Below are 18,448 nucleotides of genomic sequence, written 5' to 3'. Positions count from 1 at the left end.
AAGCAACGCGCGTTCTGGTCGTCATGACAGATCACATATCGACGTCGAACATATTGGGAATTCCCCTGGCATAGCGGTCGGCGTCGATCACCCGCAGCGGCTCGAGTTCGGGGGTGCGGCGCAGCCGGAAAGTGCGGCAGCGCTGGGCCGATGACCCCGCGACGTCGAGCAGCGCGTTGACCGCGGCGCGCGCGGACTCGTTCGCGCCCTCCATTGTCGCCAGGTCGATATCGGTGCGCACGTAATCGCCTGCGAGAAAAAGGTTCTCGATCGAGCCGTGTGCTTCGGGCCGCGCGTCCCACGAGCCCGCGGTGTTGATGAGCAACGGATCGGCATTCGCGTTCCTGGCGCCCTGCCAGGTGATTCCCGGATCGAGAAACCAGGAATGGACGTCGGCGGGCCGCAGCAGTTGTTCGCGGTCGTTCAGATGGGCGCTGAGCTGGGCCCAGACCTCCCGGAAGATCTCCTCGTGCGTGCATTCCACGGCGGGCTTGCCGTACAGGATGCCCGGGGAATTCCAGTCGGAGATGTCGACGGACAGGCAATCGGCCACCGTGCCGTCGCCGAACGACGGCAGCTTGCGCGTCCACAGCTGGTTCTGGCTGATCGAGGTGAGCGACCACGGTGAATCGACGAACGCCGCGTGCCCGCGCGAAATACGCAGCGGCGTGCGGAAATAGATCTGGATGCCGTTCATCCAGTCGACGAACAGGCGCTCGGTCGCCGCCAGTTCCGGCGCCAGCTCGAGTACCTGGGGCGACCAGAGTTTCCTGACCTGCTCGACCGGCATCGCGGCGACGAAATAGTCGGCCTCGACGGTGCGGGCGCCTGCGGAATCGGTGATCCGCGCCGCGCCGATGCGCTTGTCGCGCACCACGAGTTCCTCGACCCTGGCGCCGAGTTCGAAGCGGACGCCGAGCCCGCGCAGATGGTCGACCCACGGGTCGATCCAGGCGATATTGGTCGCGTTGTTCAGCACCCGGTCCAGGCCGCCGTCGTTGCCGAGGCCGAGCGGGTTGCCGAGGAACTGCTCGCCCATGCTGCCGATGGTGCGGGTGCTGGCCAGATTCTCCTTGGCCGCGACCATGATGCTGGTGAGCGAGCGCGAGACGATCGCGCGGAACTCGTGCGAGCGCTGGTGGCCGCGCACGAAGTCGTGCCAGGAGGTGTGCTCCCACTGGCCGAAGCGGCGCGCGTCGCAACTGCTGTTGAACACCAGCAGCCGGTTGGCGAAGAACGCGGCCTCCGGTGGCGGCATCTTCGACAGCGTCGAGATGGTGGCGGCCAGCGTCTCCCTGATGGCGTCGGGATTCGTCGTCGGTGCGGCGAAGCCGTCGGGCAGGGTGAGCAGGATGTCGTCGGTGTCGCGGCGGGAGAACCTGGCCTCCGGCACGGTGATCAGGTTGTTCCACACGCCGTCGGGATTGCCTGCGACCGGAATCCGGCGCATGGTGTCGGGCAGGTTCTGATAGAAGCCGGGGAAGAAGCGGAAGCCGTGCTCACCGGGCAGATCAGGCCTGCCGTCGCGCCCGGTGCCTGGCACAGGGATGCTGCGGGCCTTGCCGCCGAAGGCCCTCGCCTCGTAGACGGTGACCTCGAAACCGCGTTCGGCCAGCTCATGGGCGGCGGTCAGCCCGGCGACACCGCCGCCGAGGACGGCGACCCGGCGGCCGGGGGGTGCGCCGAGCGCAACACCGGCTCCCGCCACGGCCCCCGCCGATACCACCCCCGCTGCGACCGTGCCGCGAAGAAAGGTTCTCCGCGATACGGGCAACCGCTGTTCCGCCATATGCTGTTCAGCTGCCTTGTTCGAGTATTGCCTGCGATTTGCTATCACTGTAGAGCGCGGCGAAGACCTGGCTGTTGTGACCTGTGCGTCGTTCGCCCGAGCTCAAAACCGACCGGTCGCGCGGAAACGCATCGCGCGATCGGTCACATGCTAGCCAGCGCCTCGGTGATCGTGCGCTGAATTGGACGTTAGACCTGGACCAGGCTTCGGTCGGGCGCGGGGTCCGGCGTCCGCCGGGTGGTCGTCGCGGCGAACGCGCCCGCGATGACGATCACCCCGCCGATCAGGGCGGCCGCCGACGGCTCCTCGTCGAACACCACCCAGGCCGCCGCGATGCCGACCACCGGCACGAGCAGCGACAACGGCGCCACCGTGCCCGCCGGGTAGCGACTCATCAGATATGTCCACAGGCCGGATCCGCACACCGTCGCGAGGATGGCGATATAGGCGAGCGCGGCCAGCGCGGGCAGGCCGTCGGTCGTCGAGACTGCCGCGCCGAGCGCGCGGACGCCGGTGCCAGGCCCCTCGACAGTCATCGACAGCGCCAGCAGCGGCAGGACGGGAACCACCGACATCCACAGCGTCAGGTGCAGTGGATCGAACCCGGGCGAATCCGCGCCTGCCTGACGCGCGCCGATGTTGCCGAACGCCCAGCCCAATCCACCCGCCAAGGTCAGCAGCACCGGGAGCAGCGTGGCATCGGCCAGCCGATCGGCACCGATGACGACCATGCCGAGCACGGCCACCGCGAGCCCGGCGACCTGCACCGGGCGCAGCCGCTCGCGCAGCAGGACCGCGCCGAGCACCACGGTGAACGGCGCCGAGGACTGCAGCACCAGCGAGGCCAGCCCGGTCGGCATGCCAGCGCGCATCGCGGTGAACAGGAAGGCGAACTGCAGGATGCCGAATCCGGTGCCGTAGAGCAGCAGCCAGCGGGTGCGCACGGCGGGACGCGGGATGAACACGAGCACCGGAACCGCGATGACGGCGAATCGCAGCGCGGCGAAGAAGAAGGGCGGGAAGTGGTCGAGGCCGATCCGGATGGCCAGGAAGTTCAGGCCCCAGAGCACGACGACGGTCAGTCCGAGCAGGCGGTCACGGGAGGTCACGCCCTCATCGTGCGGTGCGCAAAGCATCAGGACAATCGAATAAAAGTGGATGAATAAAGTAGATTTACTTCATGTTTTCGATCGACAGGCTGCGGATTCTGCGGGAGCTGGCCGACCGCGGCACGGTCGCCGCCGTCGCCGAGGCGTTGTCGATGACGCCGTCGGCGGTCTCGCAGCAGTTGAAGGTGCTGGCCAGGGAAGCCGGGGTCGCGCTGCTCGAACCCGATGGTCGGCGGGTGCGGCTCACCGATGCCGGACAGGCCTTGGTCCTGCGCGCCGACGATGTCCTCGCGGCGATGGAGCGGGCCACCGCCGAGATGGCGCACTATCGCGGCTCACCGCGCGGGCAGGTCAGGGTGGCGTCGTTCCCGTCCGGTGCTGCGCTGCTGCTGCCGCCCGTGCTGACCGCGCTCGCGGAAAGTGGTGTCGAGATCGTCGCGGGTGATGAGGATCTGCCGCCGTCGGAAGCGGCGAAACTGCTGGCCGACTACGACATCGTGCTCACCCATCGTGACGAACGCGCGCCGTCGCCCACCGGGCCGCGGCTCGCGGCGCAGGTGCTGATGCGGGAACCGATCGACGTCGTCGTCGCGCCGACCCACCCGCTGGCAGGCCGGAGTTCGGTGCGGCCGGAAGAGCTGGCCGAGGAGACGTGGGTGAGCGTGCGCGGCGGATTCCCCGTCGACGACGTGCTCGAATCCATCGCGACCATCACCGGCGTTCGCCCGCGGATCGCGCAGCGACTCAACGAGTTCCGGGTGATCGAGACGCTCGTGGCCTCGGGATACGGCGTCGCGCTGATGCCGCGCTTCGCGGTCGCGCATCCCGCGCTGTCGGTGCTGCGGTTGTCGGGTGTGCGGGCGGCGCGGGTGTACGACCTCGTCACCCGCCCCCAGGCGCACCGGCGCCCCGCCATCGCCGCGGTGCTCGATGCGTTCGAGTCCGCGGCGCGCGAGGTCAGCGCGAGCTGACGTAGCCGCGCGGACCGGCACCGGCCGCCACCCCTGCCAGGTGCGGCATCCACCTCGGCAGGCGTGTGCGGTCGGCTATTTCAGAATTGGCCCGGCTGGTACTGCGGCTGTCCCTGGTACGGCTGACCCTGCGGCGGGAACTGCTGACCCTGCTGCTGGCCGTGGTAGCCGAAGTCGTCGGCGACCATGGCGGCCAGCTCGAGCAGCGCGCGCCGAGTGGGCTTGCTGACCAGCTCGAGGTCGATCTCGGCGCCCTCGGCCAGGTGATCGTCGAACGGGACGATCTGCACGGCGCGGGTGCGGTCGAGGAACAGCTTGCGCAGCTGGTCGAGGTCGACCGTCGACGCGCCACGGCGCGAGGCGTTCACGACGACGACGGTGCGCTCGACGAGCTTGCTGTAGCCGTGGTGATCGAGCCAGTCCAGCGTCGCCGAGGCGCTGCGCGCGCCGTCGATCGCGGGGGAGGTGACCAGCACCAGCGAGCTCGCCATGTCGAGGACACCGGACATCGCCGAGTGCATCAGACCGGTGCCGCAGTCGGTGAGGATGATGTTGTAGAACGACTGCAGGATGCCGATCGCCTTGCGGTAATCAGCCTCGCTGAAGGCTTCCGACACGGCCGGATCCTGCTCGGAGGCAAGCACTTCCAGGCGGCTCGGGGCCTGCGAGGTGTGCGCGCGGACATCCGAGTACCGGGTGATGTTCTGGTCCTCGAGCAGGTTGCGCACCGTCGACCGGGTCTGGCGCGGCACCCGGTGGGCGAGGGTGCCCAGGTCGGGATTGGCGTCGATGGCGATGACGCGGTCACCACGCTGCGTGGCGAAGGTGGAGCCGAGACCGACCGTGGTGGTGGTCTTGCCGACGCCGCCCTTGAGCGAGAGGATCGCGATCCGGTAGTCACCGCGGACGGGCTGGTTGACCCGCTCGCCCAGATCGCGGTGCACGATGTCGGCCGCCGACTCGCCGGGGTTGATCACACCACCGGAGGCCTTGTGCACGGCTCGCCGCCACCCGCTGCGCGGCGCCTTGCGCGCCCGCTTGAGCAGGTTCAGGTCGTTGACCGAATGACCGGGCTGGCCCGGCGCGGGCACATGCTGCGGCTGGAACGGCTGATGCTGCTGGGGCGCTCCGCCCTGCCACTGCTGACCGGGCGGGGGCACCAGCGGACCCGGCTGACCCGGCTGCCCGGGGAATTGACCCGGCTGACCGGGCATCTGACCGGGGGCCATCCCGCCCTGCATCGGCGGCTGGTACGCCGGTGGCGGCGGAGGGGCCCAGCTGTAGATGGGCTCGGACTGCGGTCCCTGCGGTGCGACCTGCTCCTGACCGGGGAACTGCGGCTGCTCGGCAGCGGGGTACTGCGGCTGTTCGGGGGCGCCGGGGTACGGGCCAGGCGCGCCTGGATACGGCTGCTCGCCGGTCGCGTGCGGGCCGGGGTAGGGCTGCTCGGGTGCGGGCTGACCCGGCCAGGGCTGCTGCTCGGGACCGCCAGGACCGGGCTGACCCTGCCACGGCTGCTGCTCCGGCGCGTGCGCCAGGGGATGCGCGCCACCGCTCTGATACGGATCAGGCGCGCCCGGATACCCGCTCTGGGCGAAGGGGCCCGGCACGAAACCACCGGGGTGGAAAACAGTCTGCTCGGCGAGTCCGACATGCGGTTCGGCGCCGGCCTCGGCGGGCTGCGGTTCGGCGGCCTCGCCTGCCTGCTCGGCGGGAGTCTCGGCGGGTTCGATGTCGTCGTCGGCCACCGTTTGCACGCCGGCGGGACCGGACGCAGCGTCGGCCGTCTCTGCCGACGGACTCTGCAGCCAGGGCGGAGAGGTCGGATTATGGTCGTTGTTGGTCACAGTTCCCCCACTTGCTCGCTGAACGAGCAGGAAGCTCGGCGCTGAATGTGCACCAAAACGCTAGCACGGGGCCAATCTTCGCGTGTCGGGGGCGGCCGGGCCCGACGGCGGCTGCGAACAGCCATGAGCCCAGCTCAACCGGGGGATTCGCGGCGAAGCAGATCCGGTCGGACCAGAGTTGTCCACAGGGCTCGAGTTATCCACAGCCGACGAAGGCCGGATCCCCACCCTGTGGAGACCCGGCCTTCGTAGCGAGAAACTAGCGAGCCGTGGCGCGGTTGACGGCCGAGACGACCGCGCGCAGCGAGGCGGTGGTGATCGAGGTGGCGATACCGACACCCCACACGACCTTGTCGCCGATCGCGACCTCGACGTAGGCCGCGGCCTGGGCGTCGTCACCGGCGGACATGGCGTGCTCGCTGTAGTCGAGCACCCGCACGTCGAAGCCGACCGTCGCGATCGCGTCGACGAAGGCGGCCAGCGGGCCGTTGCCGGAACCGCTGATCTCCTGCTCGGCGCCGTCGACCTTCACGGTCGCCACGATCGAGTCGACGCCGCCGTCGGTCTCGGCCGCGGTCACCGTCTGCTTGATCCGCTCGAGCGGCAGGATCGGGTTCAGGTACTCGGTGGCGAAGACGTCCCACATCTCCTTGGGCGTCACCTCGCCGCCCTCGCCGTCGGTGATCGCCTGGATCGCCTGCGAGAACTCGATCTGCAGCCTGCGCGGCAGCACCAGGCCGTGATCGGTCTTCATGATGTAGGCGACGCCACCCTTGCCGGACTGCGAGTTCACCCGGATGACGGCCTCGTAGGTGCGGCCGACATCCTTCGGGTCGATCGGCAGGTACGGGACCTCCCAGACGATGTCGGCCACGTCGGCGTCCTGCGCGTCGGCGGCGGCCTTCATCGCGTCGAGGCCCTTGTTGATGGCGTCCTGGTGGCTGCCGGAGAACGCGGTGTAGACCAGGTCGCCGCCGTACGGGTGACGCTCGGCAACGGACAGCTGGTTGCAGTACTCGACCGTGCGGCGGATCTCGTCGATGTCGGAGAAGTTGATCTGCGGGTCGATGCCGCGGGAGAACATGTTCATGCCCAGGGTCACCAGGCAGACGTTGCCGGTGCGCTCGCCGTTGCCGAACAGGCAGCCCTCGATGCGGTCGGCGCCTGCCTGGTAGCCCAGCTCCGCGGCGGCCACGGCGGTGCCGCGGTCGTTGTGCGGGTGCAGCGACAGCACGATCGAGTCGCGGCGGGCCAGATTGCGGTGCATCCACTCGATCGAGTCGGCGTAGACGTTCGGCGTCGCCATCTCGACGGTCGCGGGCAGGTTGATGATCAGCGGCTTCGCGGGGGTCGGCGCGATGATCTCGGAGACCGCGTCGCAAACCTCGAGCGCGTAGTCCAGCTCGGTGCCGGTGTAGGACTCCGGGCTGTACTCGTAGCGCCACGCGGTGTCGGGGTAGCGCTTCTCGATCTCCAGGCACAGCGCGGCGGCGTCGGTGGCGATCTTCTTCACCGCGTCGCGCTCGGCGCGGAAGACCACGCGACGCTGCAGGATCGAGGTGGAGTTGTAGAAGTGCACGATCACGTTCGGTGCGCCGTTGCACGCCTCGAAGGTGCGCTCGATCAGTTCGGGGCGGCACTGGGTCAGCACCTGGATGGTGACGTCGGCGGGGATGGCGCCGTCTTCGATGATCTCGCGGACGAAATCGAAATCGGTCTGGCTCGCGGCCGGGAAGCCGACCTCGATCTCCTTGTAACCCATCCGGACCAGCAGGTCGAACATGCGGCGCTTGCGGGCCGGGCTCATCGGGTCGATGAGGGCCTGGTTGCCGTCGCGCAGGTCGACGGCGCACCACGCGGGCGCGCGGTCGATGATCTTGTCGGGCCAGGTGCGGTCGGGCACCGAGATGGGCTCGACCTCTTCGGCGTAGGGCCGGTACCGGAACGACGGCATCGACGAGTTCTTCTGGTTGTTCCAGGCGGGCTGGTCGGCCGGAGCGGGTTTACCGGGGGCCGTGATGGTGCGCGAAGCGGATACGAATGCGTCAGCCGAGGACATGCAAGTTTCTCCGTGGGGTGTGGTTGATTCCCTGGTGGGAGCGGGTTGACCGGCGCGTTGGAACCCCGCGACGGGAGCCGGTCCGTATCAGAACCCGTCGCGGCGGCCGAGAAGAAGTGCCCGCTGCATGATCCAGCTAGCTTACCGTGTGCCTTGCTTCGCTGGTACGCGGCCTGGGGAAGAAACCGGGCGGTAGCTTGCAGCCGGTACCGTTTGCAGCGATTCGCACGCTTGTACGGACATCGCGTCCGACGAGACGGCACTAAGGAACTCGGATGACCTGGTTGCAGCAAGTGGCCATTTTCGCGGCGGGTATCGCCGCGGGTGGCATCAATACGATCGTCGGATCCGGCACCCTCATCACCTTCCCCGCGCTGCTGGCCTTCGGTGTGCCGCCGGTCACGGCGAACGTCTCCAACACGATCGGCCTTGTCCCCGGCTCGATCAGCGGGGTCATCGGCTACCGGCGCGAACTGGAAGGGCAGCGGTCGCGGCTGCTGCAGCTGGGCACCGCCTCGCTGCTCGGCGGCATCACCGGCGCGATCCTGCTGCTCACCATGCCCGCCGAGGCCTTCAAGGCGATCGTCCCGGTCCTGATCATCGCCGCGCTGATCCTGGTGATCGTCCAGCCGCGCCTGGCCGCCTGGGTGAAGGCGCGCAGGGCGGAGGGTGCAGCGGCGCCCGAGCACGGCGGGCCGATCCTGCTGGTCGCGGTGTTCGGTACCGGCATCTACGGCGGATATTTCGGCGCCGCGCAGGGCGTGCTGCTGCTTGGCTTGCTCGGCGTGTTCGTGCACGAGGACATCCAGCGGCTCAACGGCGTGAAGAACGTGCTCGCCCTGATCGTCAACGCGGTGTCCGCGATCATCTTCATTTTCATCGCCGAGGTGAACTGGCAGGCCGTCGCGCTGATCGCGGTCGGCTCGATCATCGGCGGCCAGCTGGGCGCGAGGGTCGGCCGCAAGCTGTCGCCGAACGTGCTGCGCGCGGTGATCGTCATCGTCGGCACCATCGCGGTCGTCCGCCTGCTGTAGTTCTGGAGCGCTGGCGCGCTCGAGTCGCGGCCCCTCCTGTCCCGCTGGCCGCGACCGCCGCTGCGCGGCGGACCCTCCTCGAGGTCGGGTCGTGCGGGCTGGGTCGCATTCGTGAGATGCGACAAAATGGCGCACTGACGGGGCGATTTGTCGGTTTAACGCGGTATCCTGCGCTCGGCCATGCGTGATGAGGGAGGTGGCCTGGTGCACAGACGTGCCTTTTTCAAGGCGGCGGGACTGGCGACGTTTGCCGGTGCCGTGGGGGCAACGCTGACGAACCCGGTGGCGGCGGCTGATCCGCGGGAAGCGATGTTCCAGTCCTGGGTGCCGGAGATCTTCGCACCGATCCCGGACGCACCGGCGCATACGCAGGCCATCGTCATCGGCTCCGGTTTCGGGGCTGCCGTCACCGCGCTGCGGCTGGCCGAGGCCGGGGTCGCCAACACCGTGCTCGAGCGCGGCTCACGCTGGCCCAACGACCCGTGGCGCGAGATCTTCACCGGCGACGATCTGCCCGACGGCCGCGGCTTCTGGCATCGCACGACCTTCACCGGCGTCAACAAGGTGCCGATGAGTTTCGGCACGTTCGGCGGCGTTCTCGACGTCACCGAGTTCCAGGGGATCGATGTGTGGCGCGCGGCCGCGGTCGGCGGCGGCTCGGTGATCTTCAGCGGCGCGATGATCGCGCCCGAGCGCAAGCTGTTCGACCACGTCTTCGGCGGCGTCGTCGACTACGGCGAGCTCGAGCGCGTCTACTACCCGCGAGTGCGCGAGATGCTGCGCCTCGACCCGATGCCGGCCGACATCTACCACGCCTCGCCGTTCGCGCATTCGCGCGCCTGGGACGACCAGGTGCGCGCGGCCGGTTACCAGCCGTTGCCCAACGACTCGATCTTCACCTGGGACGTGCTGCGCAGCGAGCTCGCGGGCACCTCCCGCGCCTCGGCCACCGCCGCCCGCTCCAACCTGGGCAATTCCAACGGCGCCAAGTTCGACCTGAACCAGAACTACCTGCGCTACGCCGCCCAGACCGGCAAGTCCCAGGTGTATCCAGGCCACCGGGTCGACAGCATCGCCCAGGAGGCGAGCGGGAGGTTCGTGGTCACCGTGACGAAACTGGCACCGTCCGGTCAGTTCCTCGGGACCCGCACTCTGACCTGTGACCAGCTGTTCCTCGGTGCCGGTTCCATCGGAACATCCGAGCTGCTTGTCCGCGCCCAGGCGACCGGTGCGCTGCCCAACCTCAACGAGCACATCGGCGACGGCTGGGGCACCAATGGCGACGTGGCGCTCGCCCGCGGCGCGAGCAGTGTGGCAGGCCAAGGCCAGGGCGTGCCGAGCGCCAGCCGGATCTTCGACGGGTCGACCGTTCCGCTGACCCTGGAGAACTGGTACATCCCCGGCATCCCGTTCGAGACCGGCGCGCTGGCCTCGCTGGGCATGGTGCTCGATTCGACCAGGACCCGCTTCGGCTACAACGCCGCGTCGGGCAGGGTCGGGTTGAGCTGGTCGGCGGGCGCCCAAGACGCCGTCGTCGGCGCGGCCCGCGCGGTCGATCGCCGGATCGCCGAACGCGCGGGGGCCATCGCCGAATACGGTGCGCTCGGCTACGACGCGAATGCCCAGTTCACCGCGCACCCGCTCGGCGGCGCCGTGCTCGGCAAGGCCACCGATGCCTTCGGCCGCGTGCACGGGCACCCCGGCCTCTACGTGATGGACGGCGCGGCGATCCCGGGCAGCACCGCGACGGTCAACCCGTCGCTGACCATCACCGCGCTGGCCGAACGCAATATCGCCGCGATCGTCGCCGCCGGTCGCTGAACACTCGCCGATACCGCGGCGCGCGATCTGACCGGCGCGCGCCGGTCCGGCCGTTACCCTCGGCAGGGACGATGGCGTTCGAAGGGAGCACACAGGTGGCCTCACCGGGCATCGAGCGGGTCGAGGCATTGCCGGACGTGCGCTCCAAGACCCCGTCCCTGCGCACCGATCTGTTCATGCTGGTCCTGGCGATCATCTCGGTGGTCCTGGTCGTGTGGATCACCTTCTTCACAGTCTCGGACGCGACCTATCGCGCGATCGTGATCACCGACTGGACGATCTGCGCGATCTTCCTGATCGAGTTCCTGTGGCGCTGGCGGCGCGCGGGCTGGCCGTGGTCGTTCCCGTTCGTCTACTGGTACGAAGTGCTCGGCATGATCCCGGTGACCAGCCCGATCTTCCGCAGCTTCCGGTTGCTGCGCATCGTGGTGATCCTGATCCGGCTCGGCCGGGTCGCCGACCGGGCACTCGGTGAGCGGGTCACCGCGACGATCGTGAACCGGTTCGTCGGCACCATCGTCGACGTCATCAAGCGCCCGATGACCATCGCGATCCTCGACGAGGTCTCCAAGGTTCTGCGCGCGGGCCACTACACCAAGAACATCGCCGCGGCGCTGGAGGAGAACCACGCCGAGGTCGACCAGATGATCGTCGACCTGATCAAGAACGATCCGCAGACGGGCAAGCTGCGCTACGTCCCGTTCCACGACGACATCATCCGGCTGGTCGCCGACACCGTGTACCGGATGCTGCGCCAGCTGCTCGACGACCCGCGCACCGACGAACTGGTCGCCGACATGCTGCGGGAGAACCTGGACCAGATCAACGACGCGGTCCGCGCTGGCGTGCGGGTGCCCCCGTCGCATCGAGGGGCGACGCCCGCCGAGCACGGCGTGCGCCACCACCTCTCGCAGGTCAAGCGTGTCTGATCTCGTCGCGCGGCTGCGCGTAGCGGATGGTCTCGAAGATCACGAGCAAGGCCAGCACCGCGCAGAGCACCGCGAGTGAGGCCAGCGCGGGCAGATTCGTCGCCACCGGGATCAGCGCGACCAGCACCACCGCGGTGACGACCCGGGCGATCGACACCGACTTGGTCGCGTAGTACTTCGCCGCGACGACGCCGAGCAGGAACAGCGCGGGCCCGACGAAGAGCGCGGCGAGCGGAATGCCGTGCAGCGCGTCGGTCAGCTTGTGATGCGAGGCGTCGCCCACGTAATACAGCACCTTCTTCAACCCGAGCGAGAGCGCGATGACGCCGGCGATCATCGGGAAATGCCCGTAGGTGTAGCTGCGCTGCGCGATCTTGATCTGGTGCGCGCCCCTGGCGTGGGCGAAGGCGTGCTCGATCGAGATCGCCGCGACGTCGAAGTACAGCCACCACAGCAGCCCCGACACCGCGAGCCCGAGCATCGAGCCAAGCGCGATCGGCCACGAGATCGGCAGCCCGGCCACCCCGATGCCGATCGAGACGATGGACTCACCGAGGGCGATGATGACGATCAGGCCGTAGCGCTCGGCGAAATGCGAGGCCGAGTTGATCCGCCAGTCGGTGCCTGCGAACCAGGTCCAGACCATGTCGCCGACGATCGCGGCGAGCCACAGCATGATCTGGGTGAAGCCCTCGGTCGTGGCCGCGACGACGAGCAGCGCGGTGCCGAGGGTGATCGAGCCGAGCGCCCAGCGCAGCACCTGTCCGCGCAGCTGGGAGTCCTCGGCGCTGATCACCCAGAAGATCGAGACGTGCACCAGCCGAACAACGAGATAGGCGATGGCGAAGACCAGCGGGCCGAACCACCCGCCGCTCAGGTCCTCGAACGCCTCGGGAATGGTCAGTGCCGCGATGAACGCCCCGCCCATCGCGACGAACATCGCCAGCCTGGCCATGCCCTCGTCGGCCCGCACGACATTGCCGAGCCAGGAGTAGGCGATCCACAGCCACCACATCAGCGCGAGGACCAGCGCGGCGCGGATCACGTTGGTCGGGGTGGGATTGTCGGCGGCCAGCGCGGTGACCATCGTGAAGGCGAAGACGATCACGAGGTCGAAGAACAATTCGAGCTGGGTTACCGAGGCGCCTTCGGCCACCTGCTGGAACCGAACCCGTCGAGTACCGATCATGCCGCTCATCGTCGCACCCGGACTCGTCGTCCGCGCGGAACGAGCGATCGCTTTCGCCGTCGGCGCAACTAGCCGATGGCGTAACCCCCGACAGGGGGAAACTGCTCGGCGAAGTCGATGAAGTTGTCCACACCCTGCTGGTGCTCCTTGCGGAGATTCCGGTTGAACAGCAGGCCGGGGATGGGCAGCGGGTACCGGAATTCGACGTGGAGGTCGACCTCGGTGCCCTCCGGGCCCTCGAACAGCTCGTACGAGCCGCCGCCTTTCGAGCCGCGGCTGCTGTCGACGACCTCCCAGGACACCCGGTGGGGTTCCCAGGTGTATTCGAGGACCTGCGAGTCCGAGTCGCCCATGAAGTACGCGGTCACGAACACCCGGCGCGGCCTGCCGTTGGGATCGAGAGGGCCGATGCGCACGTCGCTGAAGGACGGGGACCACTCCGCCAGTCGATCGACGGCGAGTAGGGCATCCATGACCTGATCGATGGGGGCATCGACGGTGAATCGGATGTCGATCTTCGAGCGCATCTTTGTCTATCCTCCGAACCCCCGCTGTCTTCGCGCCCGATTGTGCACAGTTGTACCAGTGATCGTCAACACGTCTATGGTCTGGACAAATGACCGGGTCAGCCGCGTATTGCCCGCTCGACGGCGGTTTCGATCAGTTCCATGCTCTGTTGCTCGGTGAAAATTCCGGGCAGCGTGAGGTGTTCGACGATCAGCCAGTTGATGGCCAGATACAGCAGGAGTACTGACGCCTCGTCGCCCGGCTGGCCGGACGCCAGATGGTTGCGGACGTTGAAGTCGATATCGGCGCGGACCCGCTCGGTGAGCACCTCGCGCAGCTCGGGACGCCGGGTGGCTTCCAGGCGCAATTCGAGCAGCGCGAGGTAGGCGGTGCGGTGCGATTCGAGCCGGCTGACGACCTCCTTCATCAGTCCCTTGATGTTCTCGACCGTCTTCGGTCCCTCGCTGACCAGCGCCATCGTCTCCTCGGTCGGCTGGACCACCTCGTAGAAGCGCGTGCCTGCCTGGGTGAGCAGCTCGTCGCGACTGGTGAAGTAGTTGGACGCGGTGCCGACGGGCACCCCGGCCTGTTTGTCCACCGCGCGGAAGGTGAGGCCGCGGGCGCCCTCGCCTGCCAGCACCTCGATCGCCGCGTCGAGCAGAGCTTGTCGTCGCTCGGGATTAGTTCGCACTTGACACCACTCCGTCTGTAGTACTACGTTCAAACCACTTCATTCAGAGTACAACAACTTAGGCGGTACCCATGCGAAAGCTTGTCTACTACATCGGTGTCTCGCTCGACGGCTACATCGCAGGTCCCGGCGGCGAGGTCGACTTCTATCCGACGCCGCAGAACTACGTGGAATGGGTGATGGCCGAGTTCCCCGATGCCATTCCGACCCATCTCCGGGCGCACTTCGGCATGGACCCCGAGCTGCCGGCCAAGAACTGGGACACGGTGCTGATGGGTCGCGGCACCTACATCCTGCCGGGCGAGCACGTCGAGAGCCCGTTCTCGCACCTGAAGCAGTACGTCGTCTCGTCCTCGCTCGCGCAGGCCGATCACCCCGGCGTCGAGATCGTCTCCGGCGATCCCGCGGCGCTGGTCCGCGAACTCAAGGAACAGGAAGGCGGCGACATCTGGCTGTGCGGCGGCGGGAAGCTGGCCGGTCAGCTCATCGACGAGATCGACGAGATCGTCATCAAGAGCTACCCGGTCATCGCGGGCGACGGCGTACAGGCGTTCACCGGTGTCTTCAAACCGACATCCTTCACGCCGGTGCAGCGCAAGGAATTCGACAACGGCACGCAGGTCACCTGGTTCTCCCGGGCCTGATTTCCGTGGCTATCCACAGGTGACAAGCCTGTGTCGTTTTCCACAGGCTGGGGAGGTAGCGGCTGAACCGGTAGACCTGGGCCGGTAGTCTAGGTCGCTGATACCAAGCCTGATTGTCGACCGTGAAGGACCTAGCCGTGGCTCTCGTTGTTCAGAAGTACGGAGGATCCTCGGTGGCCACCGCCGAGCGGATCCGGCGCGTCGCTGAACGGATCGTGGAGACCAAGAAGCAGGGCAACGACGTCGTCGTGGTCTGCTCGGCCATGGGCGACACGACCGACGAGCTGCTCGATCTCGCGGAGCAGGTGGCCCCGGCGCCGCCTGCTCGCGAGATGGACATGCTGCTCACCTCCGGTGAGCGCATCTCGAACGCGCTGGTGGCCATGGCGATTCACTCGCTCGGCGCCGAGGCGCGCTCGTTCACCGGTTCGCAGGCCGGCGTGATCACCACCGGCGCGCACGGCAACGCCAAGATCATCGACGTCACCCCTGGCCGCCTGCAGGAGGCGCTGGCCGAGGGCCAGATCGTGCTGGTGGCCGGCTTCCAGGGCGTCAGCCAGGACAGCAAGGACGTCACCACGCTGGGCCGCGGCGGTTCCGACACCACCGCCGTCGCGCTGGCCGCGGCGCTGAAAGCCGATGTCTGCGAGATCTACACCGACGTCGACGGCATCTTCAGCGCCGACCCGCGCATCGTCGGTGACGCGCAGAAGCTCGACAACATCTCCTACGAGGAGATGCTGGAGATGGCGGCCTGCGGCTCGAAGGTGCTGATGCTGCGCTGCGTGGAGTACGCGCGCCGCTACAACGTTCCCGTTCATGTTCGGTCGTCCTACACCGACAAGATCGGCACCACTGTTTTCGGATCGATGGAGGACATTCCCGTGGAGCAGGCAATCCTGACCGGCGTCGCGCACGACCGCAGCGAGGCCAAGGTGACCGTCGTCGCCCTGCCGGACGAGCCGGGCTACGCGGCCAAGGTGTTCCGTGCGGTCGCCGACGCCGAGATCAACATCGACATGGTGCTGCAGAACATCTCCAAGGTCGACACGGGCAAGACCGACATCACCTTCACCCTGCCCAAGACCGACGGCGCCCGCGCGGTCGAGATGCTGACCAAGCGCCAGGACGAGATCGGCTTCGCGCAGGTCCTCTACGACGACCACATCGGCAAGGTCTCCCTGGTCGGTGCGGGCATGAAGTCGCACCCGGGCGTCACGGCCACTTTCTGTGAGGCGCTGGCCAACGCGGGCGTGAACATCGACCTGATCTCCACCTCGGAGATCCGGATCTCGGTTCTGGTGCGCGACACCGAACTCGACGAGGCAGTGCAGGTCCTGCACAAGGCCTTCGATCTCGGCGGCGAAGAGGCCGCCGTCGTCCACGGCGGAACGGGGCGTTAAGCGATGGGTGTACGGGTAGGAGTCGTCGGCGCGACCGGTCAGGTCGGCGCTGTCATGCGCAAGCTGCTCGAGGAGCGCAACTTCCCGGCCGACGAGGTGCGGTTCTTCGCGTCCGCGCGCTCGGCCGGTAAGACGCTGCCGTGGCGCGGCGGCGAGATCGTCGTCGAGGACACCGAGACCGCCGATCCGTCGGGTCTCGACATCGCGCTGTTCTCGGCGGGCGCCACCATGTCGCGCGTGCAGGCCCCGCGTTTCGCGGCCGCCGGTGTCACCGTGATCGACAATTCCTCGGCGTGGCGCAAGGATCCCGAGGTGCCGCTGGTCGTCTCGGAGGTCAACCCCGAGGCCACCCGCAACCTGCCCAAGGGCATCATCGCGAACCCGAACTGCACCACCATGGCCGCGATGCCGGTGCTCAAGCCGCTGCACGACGTGGCTGGCCTGCAGCGCCTGATCGTGTCGAGCTACCAGGCGGTGTCCGGCTCCGGCCTGGCCGGTGTGGAGGAGCTCGCCTCGCAGATCCGCGCGGTGGCCGCCGACGCGGAGAAGCTGGTGCACGACGGCAGCGCCGTCGAGTTCCCGGCGCCGAACAAGTACGTCGCCCCGATCGCGTTCGACGTGATCCCGCTCGCGGGTTCGCTCGTCGACGACGGCTCCGGCGAGACCGACGAAGACCAGAAGCTGCGCAACGAGAGCCGCAAGATCCTCGGCCTGCCCGACCTGCTGGTCAGCGGCACCTGCGTGCGTGTGCCGGTCTTCACCGGCCACTCGCTGTCGATCAATGCCGAGTTCGCCGAACCGCTTTCGGTGCTGCAGGCCAAGGAACTGCTGGCCAAGGCGCCGGGCGTGCGCCTGGTCGACGTGCCGACCCCGCTGGCCGCCGCGGGTCAGGACGAATCCCTGGTCGGCCGTATCCGCCAGGATCCGGGCGTTCCGAGCGGTCGCGGTCTCGCGCTGTTCATCTCCGGCGACAACCTGCGTAAGGGCGCCGCGCTCAACACGATTCAGATCGCGGAAGTTCTCCTGAACAACCGCTGAGCATCGCTGTCGAAACGGGCCGGGTCACCAACCCGGCCCGTTTTCGTGTCAACGGATTCCCGGTGTGCGTGGATCGTCGCCGACGCAGGCCAGGATCGCGCACCCCGGCGGAATGTCGGCGAACGGGGCCGCCAGTGGCTGGTTCAGGCAGTTGAAGACGGTGCAGCCGGGGTAGGCGCCGGGGCCGATGCCGAATACCGCCAGCAGGATGTCGCGGTCGACGAGGGTGCTCGGGTCGAACCTCACCGGCGGCTCCACATACGGCTGCGCGACGGGCGCTTTCGTGTCGGTGAACGCGGTGAACAACCGTCGGAAGAACTCGTGCGGCAGTTCCTCGGTATGCGCGATCACCCCGGCGGGCCCATATTTGGTCTCGTTGCCGAACGGGCCGGTCCACATCACCGTCAGGTCCAGACTCGGCATGAACCAGACGTTCTGCAGGCCGAGGCCCGACATGAAGAACGTGTCGTCGGGCAGGAAGTCCGGTGACTCGGCGCAGCCGGGACCCACCCAGAACAGGTAGCCGTAGCAGCTGTTCTGCGGTGACGGCGTGCGGGCTTTGCGCAGATAACCGGACGAGATCAGCCGGGAATCGCCCCAGCGGCCGTCGTTGGCGACGAGCAGCCCGAGCTTGGCGAGGTCGTTGGGTGGCAGCAGCAGATGCGCGTAGCCGTAGGTGTGGCCGGAACGGTCACGCGCCCAGTAGTAGTCGCTGCGTTCGATGCCGAGCGGGTCGAACAACTCGCGCTGCGCGAACTGCTGCAACGGTTCGCCGACGGCCAGCTCGATCACATACGACAGCAGGTCGACATTGCGCTGGCTGTAGCTGAACTTGGTGCCGGGCGGGTTGGTCAGTTCAACGGCCAGCGCCTGCACGGCACTGTTCGGGTCGATCGGGATCACCGCGGTCACACCCTCGGTGAGCACCCCGGTCTTCATGCCGGAGGTCTCGGTGAGCAGGTTCTCCACCGTGATCGAGCGGTGCGCCGCATCGCCAAGGCCGGCGGGCAGGTAGTGGTCGATCGGCGCGTCGATCACGAGTTTGCCCTGGTCGGAGGCGATTCCGGCGAGCATAGACACCACCGATTTGGTGACGCTCCAGATGTTCCACGCGACATTGCCGGTCTCGTCGTTGCGTAGCCCTTCCCCGACGAGGCAGTTGTGCCGGAACACCTGCACATTCAACCGGTTGCGGCTGGCCGCGAACCGCAGTGCCGCTTCGACTTTCGCCGAGTCGAGGCCGACCTGTTCGGGGCGCGCGCGTTCGAGCTCGCGTGCCGAGGTCACCGCACAGGTCGTCGATGTGTCAGGGGCAGCGGTCGCGGGCCCGGCGAACAGACTCGCCGAACCCAAGGTGGCTACCATCGTTCCCGCGAAAAAACCCCTGATCAGCCCCATGCGGCCGAGGGTAACCCGC

15 protein-coding genes are annotated in these 18,448 nt (G+C 67.9%); 7 read left to right on the top strand and 8 right to left on the bottom strand.

All coding sequences use genetic code 11. The features are described from left to right. Nucleotides 1-31 precede the first annotated feature (31 nt). Together ACFWF2_RS14555 and ACFWF2_RS14550 are read right to left on the bottom strand one after the other, a co-directional pair. A complete protein-coding gene (locus ACFWF2_RS14555; RefSeq protein WP_379307942.1) occupies nt 32-1,789 on the bottom strand; it encodes an FAD-dependent oxidoreductase in 1,758 nt (585 codons plus the stop codon). A gap of 188 nt (nt 1,790-1,977) precedes the next feature. Continuing rightward, a complete protein-coding gene (locus ACFWF2_RS14550; RefSeq protein WP_379307941.1) occupies nt 1,978-2,898 on the bottom strand; it encodes an EamA family transporter in 921 nt (306 codons plus the stop codon). A 71-nt stretch (nt 2,899-2,969) separates the two neighbouring features. Here ACFWF2_RS14550 and ACFWF2_RS14545 point away from each other — a divergent pair, with 71 nt between their 5' ends. Then, nucleotides 2,970-3,869 (top strand): LysR family transcriptional regulator, encoded by a 900-nt coding sequence (locus tag ACFWF2_RS14545; protein WP_379307940.1) that lies wholly within the window; start codon nt 2,970-2,972, stop codon nt 3,867-3,869. 80 nt (nt 3,870-3,949) lie between these two features. Here ACFWF2_RS14545 and ACFWF2_RS14540 read toward each other — a convergent pair whose 3' ends face one another. Next, nucleotides 3,950-5,626, bottom strand: a complete 1,677-nt coding sequence (locus ACFWF2_RS14540; protein ID WP_379307962.1) for an AAA family ATPase — start codon at nt 5,624-5,626, stop codon at nt 3,950-3,952. A 349-nt stretch (nt 5,627-5,975) separates the two neighbouring features. Then, on the bottom strand, nt 5,976-7,775 hold the full coding sequence (gene leuA, locus ACFWF2_RS14535; protein ID WP_379307939.1) for a 2-isopropylmalate synthase: 1,800 nt from the start codon (nt 7,773-7,775) through the stop codon (nt 5,976-5,978). 275 nt (nt 7,776-8,050) lie between these two features. Here leuA and ACFWF2_RS14530 point away from each other — a divergent pair, with 275 nt between their 5' ends. From ACFWF2_RS14530 to ACFWF2_RS14520, 3 genes are all read left to right on the top strand, one after another. Beyond that, nucleotides 8,051-8,809 (top strand): sulfite exporter TauE/SafE family protein, encoded by a 759-nt coding sequence (locus tag ACFWF2_RS14530; RefSeq protein ID WP_379307938.1) that lies wholly within the window; start codon nt 8,051-8,053, stop codon nt 8,807-8,809. 180 nt (nt 8,810-8,989) lie between these two features. Beyond that, on the top strand, nt 8,990-10,630 hold the full coding sequence (locus ACFWF2_RS14525; RefSeq protein WP_379307937.1) for a GMC oxidoreductase: 1,641 nt from the start codon (nt 8,990-8,992) through the stop codon (nt 10,628-10,630). Nucleotides 10,631-10,701: 71 nt separating this feature from the next. Further along, on the top strand, nt 10,702-11,559 hold the full coding sequence (locus ACFWF2_RS14520) for an ion transporter (RefSeq protein WP_379307936.1): 858 nt from the start codon (nt 10,702-10,704) through the stop codon (nt 11,557-11,559). Here the strand turns inward: ACFWF2_RS14520 and ACFWF2_RS14515 are convergent. From ACFWF2_RS14515 to ACFWF2_RS14505, 3 genes are all read right to left on the bottom strand, one after another. Further along, the gene (locus ACFWF2_RS14515; protein WP_379307935.1) at nt 11,546-12,748 is read right to left on the bottom strand and encodes a low temperature requirement protein A; all 1,203 of its coding nucleotides are present in this window, start codon (nt 12,746-12,748) and stop codon (nt 11,546-11,548) included. The genes ACFWF2_RS14520 and ACFWF2_RS14515 overlap by 14 nt on opposite strands. Nucleotides 12,749-12,816: 68 nt before the next feature. Then, entirely contained in the window at nt 12,817-13,275 is a 459-nt protein-coding gene (locus tag ACFWF2_RS14510; protein ID WP_379307934.1) for an SRPBCC family protein, read from the bottom strand. 98 nt (nt 13,276-13,373) lie between these two features. Continuing rightward, nucleotides 13,374-13,946, bottom strand: a complete 573-nt coding sequence (locus tag ACFWF2_RS14505) for a TetR/AcrR family transcriptional regulator (protein ID WP_379307933.1) — start codon at nt 13,944-13,946, stop codon at nt 13,374-13,376. Nucleotides 13,947-14,017: 71 nt separating this feature from the next. On the opposite strand from ACFWF2_RS14505, the gene ACFWF2_RS14500 reads away from it, so the two are divergent. The 3 genes from ACFWF2_RS14500 (at nt 14,018) to ACFWF2_RS14490 (ending at nt 17,031) form a co-directional block, all read left to right on the top strand. Then, nucleotides 14,018-14,590, top strand: a complete 573-nt coding sequence (locus tag ACFWF2_RS14500) for a dihydrofolate reductase family protein (RefSeq protein ID WP_379307932.1) — start codon at nt 14,018-14,020, stop codon at nt 14,588-14,590. A gap of 137 nt (nt 14,591-14,727) precedes the next feature. Beyond that, nucleotides 14,728-15,993, top strand: a complete 1,266-nt coding sequence (locus tag ACFWF2_RS14495) for an aspartate kinase (protein ID WP_379307931.1) — start codon at nt 14,728-14,730, stop codon at nt 15,991-15,993. Between the two features lie 3 nt (nt 15,994-15,996). Then, complete coding sequence (locus tag ACFWF2_RS14490) at nt 15,997-17,031, top strand: aspartate-semialdehyde dehydrogenase (RefSeq protein ID WP_379307930.1); 1,035 nt, start codon at nt 15,997-15,999, stop codon at nt 17,029-17,031. Between the two features lie 48 nt (nt 17,032-17,079). Here the strand turns inward: ACFWF2_RS14490 and ACFWF2_RS14485 are convergent, their stop codons facing one another. Continuing rightward, complete coding sequence (locus ACFWF2_RS14485; RefSeq protein ID WP_379307929.1) at nt 17,080-18,429, bottom strand: serine hydrolase domain-containing protein; 1,350 nt, start codon at nt 18,427-18,429, stop codon at nt 17,080-17,082. Between the last annotated feature and the right edge of the window lie 19 nt (nt 18,430-18,448).

It is taken from the genome of Nocardia sp. NPDC060259 (assembly GCF_042728775.1).
Taxonomy (GTDB): Bacteria; Actinomycetota; Actinomycetes; order Mycobacteriales; family Mycobacteriaceae; genus Nocardia.
This window is presented reverse-complemented; position numbering and strand designations above follow the sequence as displayed.

Bases quoted from the DNA above. Each gene is read 5' to 3' on its own strand.
- ACFWF2_RS14555 (WP_379307942.1), bottom strand. From the start codon at position 1,789: ATGGCGGAACAGCGGTTGCCCGTATCGCGGAGAACCTTTCTTCGCGGC.
- ACFWF2_RS14545 (WP_379307940.1), top strand. From the start codon at position 2,970: ATGTTTTCGATCGACAGGCTGCGGATTCTGCGGGAGCTGGCCGACCGC.
- leuA (WP_379307939.1), bottom strand. From the start codon at position 7,775: ATGTCCTCGGCTGACGCATTCGTATCCGCTTCGCGCACCATCACGGCC.
- ACFWF2_RS14530 (WP_379307938.1), top strand. From the start codon at position 8,051: ATGACCTGGTTGCAGCAAGTGGCCATTTTCGCGGCGGGTATCGCCGCG.
- ACFWF2_RS14525 (WP_379307937.1), top strand. From the start codon at position 8,990: ATGCGTGATGAGGGAGGTGGCCTGGTGCACAGACGTGCCTTTTTCAAG.
- ACFWF2_RS14520 (WP_379307936.1), top strand. From the start codon at position 10,702: ATGGCGTTCGAAGGGAGCACACAGGTGGCCTCACCGGGCATCGAGCGG.
- ACFWF2_RS14515 (WP_379307935.1), bottom strand. From the start codon at position 12,748: ATGATCGGTACTCGACGGGTTCGGTTCCAGCAGGTGGCCGAAGGCGCC.
- ACFWF2_RS14510 (WP_379307934.1), bottom strand. From the start codon at position 13,275: ATGCGCTCGAAGATCGACATCCGATTCACCGTCGATGCCCCCATCGAT.
- ACFWF2_RS14500 (WP_379307932.1), top strand. From the start codon at position 14,018: ATGCGAAAGCTTGTCTACTACATCGGTGTCTCGCTCGACGGCTACATC.
- ACFWF2_RS14490 (WP_379307930.1), top strand. From the start codon at position 15,997: ATGGGTGTACGGGTAGGAGTCGTCGGCGCGACCGGTCAGGTCGGCGCT.
- ACFWF2_RS14485 (WP_379307929.1), bottom strand. From the start codon at position 18,429: ATGGGGCTGATCAGGGGTTTTTTCGCGGGAACGATGGTAGCCACCTTG.